The organism is Nocardiopsis sinuspersici, assembly GCF_001998325.1.
GTDB lineage: Bacteria > Actinomycetota > Actinomycetes > Streptosporangiales > Streptosporangiaceae > Nocardiopsis > Nocardiopsis sinuspersici.
The window spans coordinates 3,609,626-3,624,440 of sequence record NZ_MCOK01000001.1 but is presented as its reverse complement, the minus strand read 5'-3'; the positions used below and the strand labels follow the sequence as shown (position 1 = coordinate 3,624,440).

Annotated in this window: 13 protein-coding genes and 2 tRNA genes; 12 read left to right on the top strand and 3 right to left on the bottom strand. The window is 70.1% G+C overall.

The window, feature by feature from the left end; all coding sequences use genetic code 11:
• The first annotated feature begins 320 nt into the window (after nt 1-320).
• The 8 genes from NOSIN_RS15720 (at nt 321) to NOSIN_RS15690 (ending at nt 8,014) form a co-directional block, all read left to right on the top strand.
• The gene (locus NOSIN_RS15720) at nt 321-1,742 is read left to right on the top strand and encodes an aldehyde dehydrogenase family protein (RefSeq protein ID WP_077691466.1); all 1,422 of its coding nucleotides are present in this window, start codon (nt 321-323) and stop codon (nt 1,740-1,742) included.
• A 194-nt stretch (nt 1,743-1,936) separates the two neighbouring features.
• Nucleotides 1,937-2,092 (top strand): hypothetical protein, encoded by a 156-nt coding sequence (locus tag NOSIN_RS27255; RefSeq protein ID WP_170293727.1) that lies wholly within the window; start codon nt 1,937-1,939, stop codon nt 2,090-2,092.
• An 85-nt stretch (nt 2,093-2,177) separates the two neighbouring features.
• Nucleotides 2,178-2,651: a ribose-5-phosphate isomerase gene (locus tag NOSIN_RS15715; protein ID WP_077693611.1), complete on the top strand. Its 474-nt coding sequence runs from the start codon at nt 2,178-2,180 to the stop codon at nt 2,649-2,651.
• Between the two features lie 653 nt (nt 2,652-3,304).
• Nucleotides 3,305-4,408 carry a PP2C family protein-serine/threonine phosphatase gene (locus tag NOSIN_RS15710; protein WP_077691465.1) on the top strand — a complete coding sequence of 368 codons (1,104 nt, stop codon included), beginning with the start codon at nt 3,305-3,307 and terminating at the stop codon, nt 4,406-4,408.
• 316 nt (nt 4,409-4,724) lie between these two features.
• Nucleotides 4,725-6,068 carry a magnesium transporter gene (mgtE, locus tag NOSIN_RS15705; RefSeq protein WP_077691464.1) on the top strand — a complete coding sequence of 448 codons (1,344 nt, stop codon included), beginning with the start codon at nt 4,725-4,727 and terminating at the stop codon, nt 6,066-6,068.
• Nucleotides 6,069-6,171: 103 nt separating this feature from the next.
• A complete protein-coding gene (locus tag NOSIN_RS15700; protein ID WP_077691463.1) occupies nt 6,172-6,375 on the top strand; it encodes an Rv0909 family putative TA system antitoxin in 204 nt (67 codons plus the stop codon).
• A gap of 47 nt (nt 6,376-6,422) precedes the next feature.
• On the top strand, nt 6,423-7,352 hold the full coding sequence (locus tag NOSIN_RS15695; RefSeq protein WP_077691462.1) for a M23 family metallopeptidase: 930 nt from the start codon (nt 6,423-6,425) through the stop codon (nt 7,350-7,352).
• Nucleotides 7,353-7,486: 134 nt separating this feature from the next.
• Entirely contained in the window at nt 7,487-8,014 is a 528-nt protein-coding gene (locus NOSIN_RS15690; protein ID WP_171986600.1) for a (2Fe-2S) ferredoxin domain-containing protein, read from the top strand.
• Between the two features lie 83 nt (nt 8,015-8,097).
• Here NOSIN_RS15690 and NOSIN_RS15685 read toward each other — a convergent pair whose 3' ends face one another.
• The 3 genes from NOSIN_RS15685 to NOSIN_RS15675 all read right to left on the bottom strand — a co-directional run bounded on the left by NOSIN_RS15685 (nt 8,098) and on the right by NOSIN_RS15675 (nt 11,129).
• On the bottom strand, nt 8,098-9,960 hold the full coding sequence (locus tag NOSIN_RS15685) for an ABC transporter ATP-binding protein (protein ID WP_077691460.1): 1,863 nt from the start codon (nt 9,958-9,960) through the stop codon (nt 8,098-8,100).
• Nucleotides 9,961-10,108: 148 nt separating this feature from the next.
• Nucleotides 10,109-10,618, bottom strand: a complete 510-nt coding sequence (locus tag NOSIN_RS15680; protein ID WP_077691459.1) for an adenylyltransferase/cytidyltransferase family protein — start codon at nt 10,616-10,618, stop codon at nt 10,109-10,111.
• A 437-nt stretch (nt 10,619-11,055) separates the two neighbouring features.
• Nucleotides 11,056-11,129 (bottom strand) — tRNA-Gly (locus tag NOSIN_RS15675).
• Nucleotides 11,130-11,246: 117 nt separating this feature from the next.
• Here NOSIN_RS15675 and NOSIN_RS15670 point away from each other — a divergent pair.
• From NOSIN_RS15670 to NOSIN_RS15655, 4 genes are all read left to right on the top strand, one after another.
• Nucleotides 11,247-11,321: transfer RNA gene (locus NOSIN_RS15670), tRNA-Pro, on the top strand.
• A gap of 227 nt (nt 11,322-11,548) precedes the next feature.
• Entirely contained in the window at nt 11,549-12,994 is a 1,446-nt protein-coding gene (gene tig, locus NOSIN_RS15665) for a trigger factor (protein ID WP_077691458.1), read from the top strand.
• Between the two features lie 219 nt (nt 12,995-13,213).
• Nucleotides 13,214-13,837 (top strand): ClpP family protease, encoded by a 624-nt coding sequence (locus tag NOSIN_RS15660; RefSeq protein ID WP_077693610.1) that lies wholly within the window; start codon nt 13,214-13,216, stop codon nt 13,835-13,837.
• Between the two features lie 49 nt (nt 13,838-13,886).
• The gene (locus NOSIN_RS15655) at nt 13,887-14,543 is read left to right on the top strand and encodes an ATP-dependent Clp protease proteolytic subunit (protein ID WP_077691457.1); all 657 of its coding nucleotides are present in this window, start codon (nt 13,887-13,889) and stop codon (nt 14,541-14,543) included.
• The last annotated feature ends 272 nt before the right edge of the window (nt 14,544-14,815 follow it).

Below are 14,815 nucleotides of genomic sequence, written 5' to 3'. Positions count from 1 at the left end.
ACCACCCTCAACGGACGCTGCGCGCGGTTCTTTCTTGTTCGGGCGTCCGGAGGACGGGAACCTTCGGCGCCTGCGGTGCGACGGCTCGTGCCCACGCCGTCGCCCGCCACCGCCCTCAAACGACGGCCTACGGCCGCAGTACTTGTTCGTCCCACCTCCGACGCCTCCAGAACCCCGTGGACGCCCGAACACCCCCTGGTGCTGAGGTCTCTCGAAAACGGGCCCTCGCCCGGTGCCGCCGTGTGTTCGCGTATCAGGGAAACCACCGGCGTCGGGGTCCGGACTGTTCAACCCGAATCCCGTTCTGCGAAAATGGGGTCATGCGATCCCTCTACATCGACGGCGCCTGGCGCGACTCCGTATCCAGCGAGGCCCTGGACGTGGTCAACCCGGCGACCGAGCAGGTCATCGACTCCGTTCCGGCCGGGGCCGCCGGGGACGTCGACGCCGCGGTCGAGGCCGCGGCGTCGGCCTTCCCCGCCTGGTCCGCGCTCACGCCCGGCCAGCGCGTCACCCACCTGGCCAAGGCCCTGGAGCTGTTCAACGCCCGTGTCGACGACATCGCCGCGGAGCTCACCCGGGACATGGGCGCTCCCGCCGGGTTCGCCCGCAAGGTCCAGGCGGGGCTGCCCGCCCTGATGTTCAAGACCTACATCGACCTGGTCGAGGAGACCGGCGAGCGCTACTTCGGCGGTGAGCGGGAGGGCAACTCGCTCATCGTGCGCGAGCCCGTCGGCGTCGTCGGCGCCATCACCCCGTGGAACTACCCGCTCCACCAGATCGTGCTCAAGGTGGTCCCCGCCCTGCTGGCGGGCAACACCGTCGTCCTCAAGCCCAGCGAGGTCGCCCCGCTCAGCGCCTACGCCCTGACCGAGGTCCTCCACGACGCCGGCCTGCCCGCGGGCGTGTTCAACCTGGTCTCGGGCACCGGCCCGGTCGTCGGCGAGGCCATCGCCGCGCACCCCGGGGTGGGCATGGTGTCCTTCACCGGCTCCACCCGCGCCGGGACGCGGGTCAGCCAGGTCGCCGCGGAGACCGTCAAGAAGGTCGCCCTGGAACTGGGCGGCAAGTCCCCGAACGTCATCCTGCCCGGCGCCGACCTGGCCAAGGCGGTCAAGCGCGGTGTCGCCGACGTCATGCGCAACACCGGCCAGAGCTGCAACGCGCTCACCCGCATGCTGGTGCACCGCGACTCCTACGAGGAGGCGGTCTCCCTGGCCGCCGGGTCCGCCGCCAAGTACGTGCCCGGCGACCCCGAGGACGAGGGCACCCGCATGGGACCCCTGGTCTCCGCCGCCCAACTGGAGAAGGTCCGCGGATACGTCGCGCTCGGAGTGGAGGAGGGCGCCCGCCTGGTCACCGGCGGCGCCGAGCCGGTGGAGGGCCGCCCGACCGGCTACTACGTCAGCCCGACGGTCTTCGCCGACGTGCGCAACGACATGCGCATCGCCCAGGAGGAGATCTTCGGCCCCGTGCTGGTCCTGATCCCCTACGACACGGAGGAGGAGGCGGTCGCCATCGCCAACGACACCGTGTACGGGCTCAACGCCGCCGTGTGGTCCGGTGACTCCGAGCAGGGCCTGGCCGTCGCCCGGCGCCTGCGGGCGGGCCAGATCGAGCTCAACGGCGGCGCGCTCAACCCGCGCGCCCCCTTCGGCGGCTACAAGCGCTCGGGCAACGGACGCGAGTGGGGACTGTCCGGCCTGGAGGAGTTCTGCGAGGTCAAGGCCGTCCAGATGTGAGGGCCGTGACGGGTCTTCCGGGCGGTCGGCACGGCTGAGGGTCCGTCGCGAACCGTGGGTCCGCCGCCGTACGTGTGTGCGGACTCACGGTCTCCGAACACCCTCGCGAGGAATCGGCCCCGGTGACGACCGCGTTGTGCGGTGTGGAAAAATTCCGACGGGATATCCCTGGTCGAACCCGAACGAGGTGTGAGTTGAGCAAGAAGCCCGCGGTCTCCAAGGCAGGTCCCATCGGCAGGGACCTCAAGGCGATCGTCCTGTACAACATGGTCGCCATCCTCTCCATGGCGTTCTTCGCCGTCCTCGGGCTGGCCGTCGCCTCCGCGGCGGCGTCCGCGGCCGCCCTCTGACGGACCCGCGTACCGCCGCGCCCCGTTTCGCGCACGCGAGCGGGGCGCCGCGCTCGTGGCCGCCATGACCTGCCAGACTGTGTCCGTGCGTGTTTACCTTGGATCAGACCATGCGGGCTACGAGCTCAAAGAACATCTCGCCTCCTGGCTGAGGGAGCGCGGCCACGACGTCGTCGACGCCGGGCCCCTCGCCTACGACGCCGTGGACGACTACCCGCCCTTCGTGCTGCGCGCGGCCGAGGGCGTGGCCTCCGACCAGGGCTCCCTGGGCGTCGTCATCGGCGGCTCCGGCAACGGCGAGCAGATCGCCGCGAACAAGGTCGGGGGCGTTCGCGCCGCCCTGGCCTGGAGCGAGGAGACCGCCCGCCTCGCGCGCGAGCACAACGACGCCAACGTGCTCAGCATCGGCGCCCGGATGCACTCCCAGGAGGAGGCCGCCGGGTTCGTGGAGACCTTCCTCTCCACCCCCTACAGCGACGAGGAGCGGCACACCCGCCGCATCAGGATGCTGACGGCCTACGAGGAGACCGGCGAACTCCCGCCGCTTCCCCAGGCCTAGAGGGTCCGACCGGGGAGGGCCTCCCGCACACGGGGCCGCCCTCCCCGGCGACGGGTCCCGCGCGGCCGGGTATGTGGTCTTCTGTAAAACTTCCACGCTTGCGTGTAGCTTTTTCCACCTTTTGTCTTGTTTGTGGCGTTTATGGACGCTGTGCCTTATCTCACCCCTCGGGGCAGGTGTCCCTGGTCGGCTCCGAGCCCTTGTGGGACTCTGGGGTACGGCCACGCCACCAGGGTGGGAGCCGCACCGGACGGCCCGGTCAAGGAAGGGCCCCGGCCGTGAGGCGGCGCCCGGGAAGGGGGGACGTCCCCGGCATTCGACGCCGTTCCCCCGTGTCGGGGTAGTGCCCGACTCCATACGCTCGGTTATCGGCTGAACCCAAATCCGCGGTTTGGGGGAGAACACCGCTGGTTGCACGTGCCACGGCCACACCCCCCGCGCTACAGTTCGTGCACAGTGGCGGGCCCTCGTCGTCCGCGGCGTGTCGGTGCCCTTCGTCGGCTCCTCCAGTCACCACGGCCAGGGCGTGCCCCGCACACCGCCCCCCGCAAGCCGGACACGCACCGGTGGCGACGTGGCCCCCGTGCCCACCCGACCATGCCGTCCGAGAACCGAACCCCCGCTGGTGAGCGGGTGTGCAACGCAGGGGATCCATGAAGCCCACACCGACCGCCAAGGCCACCCGGCTGCTGCGCTCCACCGTGCAGCGGCTCGTCGCGGTGCTCCGGCGCAAGGTGCTGTTCCGCTACCGGCTCGTCCTCATCACCCTCGTCGTGCTGGCCGTCGGCGTCGGAGTCGGCGCCGTGTGGGGACCCTCCGGCTGGTTCCCGCCCAGCTCCACCATCCTCACCGTCCTGGCGGGCGGCCTCCTCCTCAAGCGCAAGAGCCTGGCCTTCCTGCTGGCCGTGGTCGCCGCCGTCCTGCTGTTCGTCGCCTTCATGCTCGACTTCGGCCAGGTGGGCCCCGGCCTGCTGGTCACCATCGGCGTCACCGCCGTCCTGTCCTACCTGCTGTCGGGGGTGCGCGAGCGCCTCGGCGTGCAGGGGCTCAGCGGCGAGATGATGCTGCTGGACCTGCGCGACCGCATCCGCCACCAGGGCAGGCTGCCCCGGCTGCCCGAGGGCTGGGGGCGCACCGCCGTCCTGCGCCAGGCCGGCGGCTCCTCCTTCGGCGGCGACTTCGTCGTCTCCATACGCAAGGAGAACCGGCTGGACGTGGCCGTCGTGGACGTCTCCGGCAAGGGCGTGGACGCCGGAACCCGCGCCCTGATGCTCTCCGGCGCGTTCAGCGGGCTCATCGGGGCCGTCCCCGTCCGCGACTTCCTCGCCCACTGCAACGACTACCTCATGCGCAACAGCGGCGGCGAGGGCTTCGTGACCGCCGTGCACCTGAGCGTGGACCTGGACACGGGCGAGTACCAGATCGCCTCCGCCGGTCACCCGCCCGCGCTGCACTACGACAGCGGCGGCGGCGTGTGGAGCACCACCGAGGCCAAGGGTGTGGTCCTGGGGGTCATCCCGGAGATGACCTACACCTCCGTCCAGGGCAAGCTCCGGCCCGGCGACGCCATCATGCTCTGCACCGACGGCCTCATCGAAACCCCCGGCGAGGACCTCGACGCGGGGATCGACCGGCTCCTGGGCGCCGCCGAGCGCATCGTCCCGCGCGGCTTCACCACCGGTGCGGGCGAGATCGTGGACACCCTCAGCAAGGACAAGAACGACGACTGCGCCCTGGTCGTCCTCTGGCGCGACTGACCCCCCGGCCAGGGCTCCCCGGCCCCGCGGGGCGGTGCCCGCGGTGCCCTCGGGCCGGTTGATGCGGCACCTGGAGGCCCCGACGGGTAGGGTCGGTGTGCTCCCCGTCCCGCGTACGGCGGCTCAGTCCGTACACGTCCAGGCTCGCCGTGCCCACCCTTTTCGCCCCCGGGTACCAACTCCGCGCACGGTCCACCACACCAGCGACAACGGGACCGGAGCGGGGCCGGACCACCGGCCCGCCGCTTTTCCGAGGACCGGTGCCGCCCGTGGGTGCCCCCCAACGGGCGTAGGAGAATGCGAGGGGGTGCTTCGCATGTCAGAAGGCGAGCGCGCTGAGGAACTGATCGATCTGGTCCAGGCCAACGATCTGTCCGGTATCAGGCTCTGGCTGGCCGAACACAGGCCCTACGAGATCGCCGACGAGCTCTCCCGCATGGACGGCGGCGAAGCGATCATCCCCTTCCGGCTCCTGGACAAGGACCGCGAGCTGGAGGTCTTCGAGGAACTCGACCCCGGCCAGCAGCAGGCCATCCTGCTGGGCCTGCGCGACGCCGCCTTCCGCGAGATCCTGGAGGAGATGGACCCGGACGACCGGGCCCGTCTCATCGGCGAGGCGCCCGCCAAGATCGCCACCCGCGCGCTGGCCGGCCTCAGCCTCTCCGAACGCAAGATGACCGCCGCGCTCCTGGGCTACCCCGAGAACTCCGTCGGCCGGTACATGACCCCCGAGACGGTCATCCTGCACCGCGACCTGGCGGTGGGCCGCGCCCTGGAGGTCGTGCGCGCCAAAGGAGCCGACGCCGAGACCATCTACACCCTTCCGGTGGTCGGCGACGGCCGCCGCATGGTCGGGACGGTGACGCTGCGCGACCTGGTGGTCAACGGAGACGAGCGCCTGATCAAGGACATCGTGGACGTGTTCGCGCCGCGCGTGCGCGCCTCGGAACCGGTCGAGGACGCCGCCCGCCTGATGCAGGAGGCCAACCTGGTCTCCCTGCCGGTGGTGGACTCCGAGGACCGCTTCCTGGGCCTGCTGACCTTCGACGACGCCCTGGAGATCATCGAGGCCGCCGACACCGAGGACATGGCCCGCCAGTCCGGTGCCAGCCCGGTCAGCGACCACTACGTGACCGTCGGCGTGCTGCGCCTGGTGGCAGCCCGCTCGGTGTGGCTGATGCTGCTCATCGTGGCGGCCACGCTCACGGTCAACGTGATGCAGGCCTTCGAGTCCGCTCTGGAAGCGGTCACGGCACTGGCGCTGTTCGTGCCGATGCTCATCGGCACCGGCGGCAACGTCGGCGCGCAGTCGGCCACCGCGATCGTGCGCGCCCTGGCGGTCGGCGAGGTGCGGGTGCGCGACCTGCCGTCGGTGATCTGGAAGGAGGCGCGGGTCGGCCTGCTCCTGGGACTCCTCCTGGCCGGACTGGCACTGGCCATCGGCTCCCTGCTGGTGGGCCCGGACGTCGCGTTGGTGGTGGCGTGCTCGGTGATCGCGGTGTGTACGTGGGCGGCGGTCATCGGCTCCGCCATGCCGCTGCTCGCCCGCAAGGTGGGGGTGGACCCGGCCGTGGTGTCCTCTCCCATGGTGACCACGATCGTGGACGCCTCGGGCCTGCTCATCTACTTCTCCATCGCGACCGTGGTCCTGGGCGTCTGACCCGGTCAGCGCCGCTTGGGGCGTTCTTCGCGCTGCTCCGAGCGCATGAACGGGAGGTGGAGCGGGTATCTCCTGAGGAGCAGGACCAATCGAGGGGGATTCCATGGCGGGTGCCGGAGGCGCGTTCAACCGGTTGAAGAAGGTTGTCGACAACAACGCCGACAAGGCCCAGGGCCTGGTGGGCAAGGCCGCGCAAGCCGCGAAGAAGGCTACCAAGGGCTCCCACGACGACAAGATCGACCGAGGAGCCGGAGCCGCGACGGAGTACCTGCGCAAGCGCTCCCGCAAGGACGGGAACCAGCAGTAGCGCGACCTGTGTGAGCTCGGGGCGGGTGGGGCGTCCACAATGTGAGGATGCCTTCACCCGCCCCTTCGCGTGTCCCCGCCTCCCCCGGTCCCGCCGGGCCCTCCGGACCGCGGGCCCCGGCCGGTCCCCGGTGGCCGATCCTGCTCGCCAGGGTCCGCATGCCGCTGATGTGGGCGGCCACGCTCGCCCTCCTCGCCGGCTACCTCGGCCTGTCCTGGTGGGTGGGCGGCACGCTGTCGGCGGCCGCGCTCGTGGTGTACCTGCGCCTGGGCACCGTGCGGTGCGGGCCCCGGACGCTGGAGCCGCCGGTACGGGGCCGCTGGATGGCGCTCACCAGCCCCGTGGACAGCGTGCCCAGCCAGGGCGGCCACGCCTACGGGCAGACCTACGCGCTCGGCCTGGTCGCCGAACCCGGGGAGGGCGTCCGGCCAGACATCGGCTGGCGGCCGCTCAGCCGTCCGCCGGGCGACTTCCCGGCCTTCGGGCAGCCCGTGTACGCCCCCGCCGACGGGACCGTGGTGACCGCGCACGGCCGCCGGCGCGACCACCGAAGCCGCAACTCGTGGCCGTGGCTGTTCGGCTCGGTCGTGGAGAACACGCTGCGGGAGCTGCGGGGCCCGGCCGGGATGCTCGGCAACCACCTGGTGATCGACGTGGGAGGCGCCTACGTGCTCCTGGGGCATCTGCGACGGGGGTCGCTGACGGTCCGCCGGGGGGACCGCGTCCGGGCGGGCCAGCCGGTGGCCGACTGCGGGAACTCGGGAGCGTGCACCGAACCCCAGGTGCGCGTGCAGCTCATGGACCACCGCAACCCCCTGTTCGCCGCCGGACTGCCGATCGTGTGGCCGCCGGGATGGAACGGGAAGGCCGAGGGGGAGGGGCTTCCGGAGACCTGGCGGCCCGTGGTGGTCGCGGACCCGGGGCGAAGCGGCGTACCCGCCGGTCAGCGGGACGACGAAGCGGATTACCCTGCATGAGGCAAGGCGGACCTAACGGTTCTGGCGCTCCTGACGAGAGTACGAGGGAGAACGTGAACGCGGTCGAAGGGCGTCCGTGCCAGCTCACGGTCTGTCGGGGCTGTTGCTGCGGAACGAGGAAGAAGGTCCCGGGTGTGGACCACGAGGCCCAACTCGCCCGCCTCAGCGCCATCGACGACCACTCCGGTCGCACCGTCCCCGTACGCACCAGCAAGTGCCTGGACATCTGCTTCCAGGCGAACGTGGTGGTCGTCCAGCCCTCCCAGGCGGGGCGCGCGGCCGGCGGCCGTCCGGTGTGGCTGGGCGGGATCACCGAGGACGCGTTGGTCGAGGCCGTCGACGACTGGATCTTCGAGGGCGGCCCCGGCCTCGCGCCGCTGCCCGCCGCCCTGGCCGGCCACGTGACGTCCAAGGACGCGAAGAAACAGAAGAAGCAGAAGAAGCAGAAGAAGCGCAAGGAGTCCAAGGAGCACTCCAAGGCGGCCGGGAAGGAGCGCGAGAAGGCCGGGAAGAAGGCCGAGAAGAGGGCCGAGGCCGAGAGGAGGGCGGCCAAGGAGTCGGGCCCGGACAAGGACCGAAGCCGCCCGAAGAAGTCCGGCAAGGACAAGAAGAAGGACAAGAAGGACAAGAGGAAGGACGGCGGGAAGGAGGGGACGAGGTAGTCCGGTGATCCGCCGCCGTGTGCCCCGTACCCGCGGCGTCCGGGCCCGGGGCGAAGCGCGGCGGAGCCTCAGGGAGACACGGTCTAGCTGCTCTGCGGTGCGAACTGGGTCCGGTACAGCGCGGTGTACAGCCCGCCCTGCTCCAGCAGCTCGTCGTGCGTGCCCCGCTCCAGGATCCGCCCGTCCTCCAGCACCAGGATCTGGTCCGCCTCCCGTACCGTCGCCAGCCGGTGCGCGATCACCAGTGAGGTCCGTCCCTCCAGGGCCACCGCCAGAGCCTCCTGGACGGCCGCCTCGGACTCGGAGTCCAGGTGCGCCGTGGCCTCGTCCAGCACCACCACCGAGGGTGCCTTCAGCAGCAGCCGCGCGATCGCCAGCCGCTGCTTCTCACCGCCGGACAGCCGGTACCCCCGGTCGCCGACCATCGTGTCCAGGCCGTTGGGCAGGTGCTCCAGGAGCGGCCCCAGCCGGGCCATCCGCAGCACCTCCTCCAGCTCGGCGTCGGTCGCCTCCGGACGGGCGTACCGCAGGTTCGCGCCCACCGTGTCGTGGAACAGCTGCGCGTCCTGGGTGACCACGCCCACCGTCTCGCGCAGGGAGTCGCCGGTCGCCTCGCGCAGGTCCAGGCCGCCCAGGCGCACCTCGCCCTCGGTCGGGTCGTACAGACGCGACACCAGGTGCGTCAGCGTCGTCTTGCCCGCGCCCGACGGGCCCACCAGGGCCACCATCGTCCCCGGCTCCGCGCGGAAGGACACCCCGCTCAGGACCTGGGTGTCCTCGTCCACCTCCGCGTGCGGCGTCAGCTCCAGCGACGCCACCGACGACTCCTTCGCCCCGGGGTAGCGGAACGACACGTGGTCGAACTCCACGCCCAGCGCGCCGCCGGGCAGGTCCTCGGCGTCCGGGCTCTCCTTGAGGCCCGGCTCCAGGTCCAGCACCTCGAAGACACGGTCGAAGGAGACCAGGGCGGTCATGATCTCCACGTGCACGTTGGACAGCGTGGTCACCGGTCCGTACAGGCGGGAGAGCAGGGTGGTCAGCGCCACCAGCGTGCCCACCTCGAAGGCCCCGTTGATCGCCAGCACGCCGCCGACCCCGTACACCATCGCCATCGCCAGCGCCGTGATCAGGCCCAGCATGCTGAACAGCAGGGAGCCGTAGACCGCCTGGCGCACGCCCAGGTCTCGGACCCGGCTCGCGCGGCGGGCGAACCCCGCCGACTCCTCGTCGGGGCGTCCGTACAGCTTGACCAGCATCGCCCCGCCGACGTTGAACCGCTCGGTCATCAGCGAGCTCATGTCCGCGTTGTTGTCCATGGCTTCACGGGAGATGTGTGCCAGCCTCCGCCCGATCAGCTTGGCGGGAACCACGAACAGCGGGACCAGCGCCAGCGCGATCAGCGTCACCTGCCACGACAGCGCGAGCATCGTCACGATCACCGCGGTCGCGCTGACCACGTTGGACACCACGGACTGGAGCACGGAGGTGATCGCCCTCTGCGCGCCCACCACGTCGGTGTTGAGCCGGCTGATCAGCGACCCGGTCTGGGTGCGGGTGAAGAACGCCACCGGCATCCGCTGCACGTGGGTGAACACCTGCGTGCGCAGTTGGTAGATGACCCCCTCGCCGATCCGTGAGGACAGCCACCGGCCGAGGAGGGTCAGCGTGCCCTCCAGCACCGCCAGCCCGGCCGCGGCGACCGCCAGCCACACCACCAGCGTGGTGTTCCCGGGCATGATGCCCCGGTCGATGATGGCCTTGAGCAGGAGCGGGTTGGCGACCACGATCGCTGAACCGACCATGGTCACCAGCAGGAAGCACAGGATCGTCCGCCAGTGCGGACGGGCGTAGGAGATGATCCGCCGGGTGATGCCGGGTGGCAGTGACTGCCCCTTCGCGCTCCCGTCGTTGACCAGGGCCCTGTAGGAGGGCCTGCCGGACATCATTGTCATGGACAGCCTCGTTCTGCTCGCCTGTTAGCCACGCATGCGTCAACACCGGTGTACGCACGCCGCTTCCCGGACGGGTGGACCCGGGGTTCGTGCCGTACCGCGGACCTCCCGGGGCGGATCCGCCGGGAACGCCGCCGCGGTCCTAGAGGGAGTGGGCGAGGCGGCCCAGAGCCGCGGTGGTGGAGCGGCCGGGGGTGAAGGGCAGTTCCCAGGCCTGCGCGCCGAGAGCGTCGGCGCCGCGGATCTTGGCCTGGGTGTAGCGGTCCCCGGCGGTGTAGGCCAGGGCGGCGGGGGCCAGGGGGCGCAGGAGATCGGCGTAGGAGGCCCAGTCGGCGACCCCGGGCGGGCCCTCGATGACGAACGAGCCGGTGACGCAGCCCAGGGCGGCGACGGTCTCGGCGCGCTCCTCCGCGGGGTTCACCGGGCGCCCCGGCCCCTTCCAGGCATGTACGCGCTCGTCGGACTCGATACCCACCACGAGGGGAAGCCCCCGTTCGGCGATGCTCCGGAGGAAGCGGACGTGTCCGACGTGCAGGACGTCGAAGGCCCCGGTGACCACGGCCGGCCGCACCAGGTCGTCGGGCCGCTCGAACCAGCGTGCGCTGAGAGCGGTGTCCGGGTCGTGTGTCGCGTCCGTGTCCGTGTCCGTCATTCAGTCACCCGTTCCGCAAGCCCGAGGGCGACCGGATCCGATCGCGCCCACAAGGTCGCCCGAAAGGTCAACGTACCCGCTGGAGAGCGGTATTCCGTCGCGGAGGGCACGGAACCGAACAGTGTTCTCTCCCCGGTGTGGACTTTCGGCCCGTATCTGTGAGAGAGCTCACCCCGGCGGCGGCCGGGCGGCGCCCCGAAGCGGGGGTCGGCCAGGGTCCGGACGCGTGAACGGAAACGGTGGTGCGGGCCGGTGTCGGAGGTGCGCGGCTCTTCCCGGGTGGAGCGGGGGTTTGGGGGTCGTCCCCCGGGTGGAGGGTGGTGCGGGCCGGTGCCGGAGGCACACGGCTCTTCCCGGGTGGAGCGGGGGTTTGGGGGTCGTCCCCCGGGTGGAGCGGCGGAGCGAGCCGGTGCCGGACGCACACGGCTCTCCCCGAGTGGAGCGGGCGACGAGAATCGAACTCGCATGACCAGCTTGGAAGGCTGGGGTTCTACCATTGAACTACGCCCGCGTGGCGCCAGAGACTTCGAGTGTCCTTTAGACTCTTGGAGCCGACGGAGACAAGAGTACAGTCTCCGGAGCCGTGTTCGCACACCCACACCGAGAGTGCGATCCTTGGCTTGGCACACGGGGTGTAGCGCAGCTTGGTTAGCGCGCATGCTTTGGGAGCATGAGGCCGCGGGTTCGAATCCCGCCACCCCGACGAAACCACCATGGCAGTGGCCTCAGGCCGTGCGCCGTGGCCCCCTGTGTATCTGCCCTAGACTTGGTGCGATCAGCAGGAAACTGTAAGTCCCAGCCCGTCGCAGGGCACCCCAGTTGGATGCGGTCGTCAAGACCTCCGGGGTGCGCGCGTGCATTTCGCCGTTGTGTGTGGTGCGCCTGCGGGCCGACGCGGACACCAGCCGGCAAACCTAGGAGTACCGCCCCGTGAAGACCGATGTCGAGGAGCTGAGCCCTACTCGGGTCAAGCTGACCGTCGAGGTGCCCTTCGAGGAGCTCGATCACGCTTTCGACGTGACCTACAAGTCGCTCGCCAAGCAGGTCCGGATCAAGGGCTTCCGCCCGGGCAAGGCGCCGGCGCGGCTGATCGACCGCTACGTCGGCCGCGGCGCGGTGATCAGCGAAGCGGTCAACCATGCCGTCCCGGAGCTTTACAACGAAGCCATCCAGAAGGAGGAGCTCTTCGCGCTCGGCCAGCCCGACGTGGAGGTCACCAAGCTGGAGGACAACGACGAACTCGCCTTCACCGCCGAGGTCGACATTCGCCCCAAGTTCGAGGTTGAGGACTACAAGGGCATCGAGGTCACCGTCGACAACGCCGAGGTGACCGACGAGCAGGTCGACGAGCAGATCGGCACCCTGCGCGAGCGTTTCTCCACGCTCGTGGGCGTCGACCGTCCGATCCAGGACGGCGACCACCTGTCCATCGACCTGTCCGCCTCCGTCGACGGCGAGGTGCTCGAGGACGTGGCCGTCAGCGGCTACTCCTACGAGGTGGGCACCAACGCCATGCTGGAGGGGCTCGACGAGACCCTGCGCGGCATGGAGTCCGGTGGCGAGGCGACCTTCAGCACCACCCTCGTCGGTGGTGAGCACGAGGGCCAGGAGGCGGACGTCACCGTCACCGTGCACAGCGTGAAGGTCAAGGAGCTGCCCGAGCTGGACGACGAGTTCGCCCAGCTGGCCTCGGAGTTCGACACCATCGAAGAGCTGCGCCAGGACGTGCGCAAGCGCATGGGCGAGGTCCGCCGCCTCCAGCAGCTCTCCGCGGCCCGTGACAAGGCCCTGGAGAAGCTGATCGACTCCGTCGACATCCCGCTGCCCGACGCGGTCGTCGACGAGGAGGTCAACCGCCGCCGTCAGAGCCTGGAGCAGCAGCTCGCCCAGGGCGGTCTGACCAAGGAGGCCTACCTCGAGTCCCAGGAGAAGACCGAGGAGGAGTTCGACGAGGAGCTGGCCTCCGGCGCCCGTTCCGCGGTCAAGGCCGGGTTCATCCTCGACCAGCTGGCCATCCAGGAGGACCTGAGCGCCGACCAGAGCGAGCTCAGCCAGTACGTGTTCGAGCAGGCCCAGCGCATGGGCGTGAGCCCGGACCAGCTGGCCCAGCACCTGGTCGAGTCCGACCAGATCCGCGTCGCCTTCACCGAGGTCGTCCGGGGCAAGGCCATGGACCTGGTCCTGGCCGAGGCCCGGGTCACCGACGAGGACGGCAACGTCATCGAGCAGGAGAGCACCGAGGAGCAGGCCGCCAAGGCCGCCGCGGCCGCCGCCGGCGAGGCCCTTGAGGTCATCGAGGACGAGGACGAGGCGGCCGAGCCCGCCGAGGCCTCGGCCGAGAACGACGACGCCAAGGCCGGGGACGCCGCCCAGTAGGGTCGTCCAACGCTCTGCGAGCACGGGCCCCGTCCGATCCAGTCGGGTCGGGCGGGGCCCCTCGTGTTCGCTGGTGGAAGAACATACTGCGTGGGGGTCGTACCACCCTGCGCTCAAAGCGAACAGGCCCGGGATCCGGACGAGCCCGGCGCCGAGCGGCGTTAGTGTCGCTGTATCGCAACCGTTTCGATTCCGGAGCAGGTGACGAGATTGCCGCCGATTTCTGATGAGACCTCGCGCTTCGACGCTCGCACGTCGGAGACGCAGTTTTCCCCTTTCCTTGAGCAGACGCCTCAGCGCCTGTTGCGCCAGCGAATCGTCTTCCTCGGCCAGCAGGTCGACGACGAGATCGCCAACCGCCTGGTTGGTGAGCTCCTGCTGCTGTCCGCGGAGGACCGCCAGCGAGACATCACCATGTACATCAACTCGCCCGGCGGTTCCGTGACCTCGGGTATGGCGATCTACGACGTCATGCAGTACATCCCCAACGACGTGCGCACCGTGGGTATCGGTATGGCCGCGTCCATGGGCCAGATGCTCCTGTGCGCCGGTGCTCCCGGCAAGCGCTACGCGCTGCCGCACACCCGCGTCATGATGCACCAGCCGTCCGGTGGCATCGGGGGCACCGCCTCCGACATCCGGATCCTGGCTGACCAGCTGCTCTACGTGAAGAAGATGTTCATCGAGAAGATCTCCGAGCACACGGGGCAGTCGGTCGAGCAGATCGAGAAGGACGCCGACCGCGACCGCTGGTTCACCGCCCAGGAGTCCAAGGACTACGGCTTCATCGACGAAGTCCTGGAGGGAACCCTCGACGTGACTCCGGACCGGACCCAGAGTTGATCCGTCGGACCTGCGTCCCAGGAACGGCACAGTGCGTGGAAGGCGTGAAATGACCGAGTTCAATCCCAGTCACATCGGCGGCGCGGCCTCGATGGCTCCTCAGAGCCGCTACGTCCTGCCGTCCTACGTGGAGCGGACGTCCTACGGCGTCAAGGAGATGAATCCGTACAACAAGCTCTTCGAGGAGCGGATCATCTTCGTCGGCGTGCAGATCGACGACGTCTCGGCCAACGACCTGATGGCCCAGCTCATCACCCTTGAGCAGCTCGACTCCGAGCGGGACATCCAGATGTACATCAACTCGCCCGGGGGATCCTTCACCTCCCTCATGGCGATCTACGACACGATGCAGTTCGTCCGCCCCGACATCCAGACGGTGTGCATCGGACAGGCCGCCTCGGCCGCCGCGATCCTGCTCGCGGGCGGGACCGCGGGCAAGCGCGGCGCGCTGCCCAACTCCCGCATCCTGATCCACCAGCCCGCCACTGAGGGCATGCACGGTCAGGCCAGCGACATCGAGATCCAGGCGAACGAGATCACCCGTATCCGTACCCAGCTGGAGACCACCCTGGCCCGCCACACCGGGCGTTCGGTCGAGCAGGTCTCCAAGGACATCGAGCGGGACAAGATCCTCACCGCCGAGGAGGCCAAGGACTACGGAATCATCGATTTCGTGCTGCCCTACCGCAAGGCCTCCCTGCAGTAGGGCACAGCAGAGCCGAGAACCCCGGCCGTCCCCGCGGAAGCGGGCACGCCGCGGGGGTTCCGGCCCAGGTCGAAGCGTTGGCCGGACCGGCCCCTGACCCGCCCGGAGGAGCCCGGTGGTGAAGCCGGTCCGGTTTTTCGCTTAGTCTGACGGAGAGCGACACACAGATCGCCTCGTCCGTGACCACCGTTGTGGACGGTCACGGAAGATTTTTCGACTTCCGCGGCCCTCGCGCGCGAGCGGCACCGACGGGGCGGCCTTAGTTTTGAGGA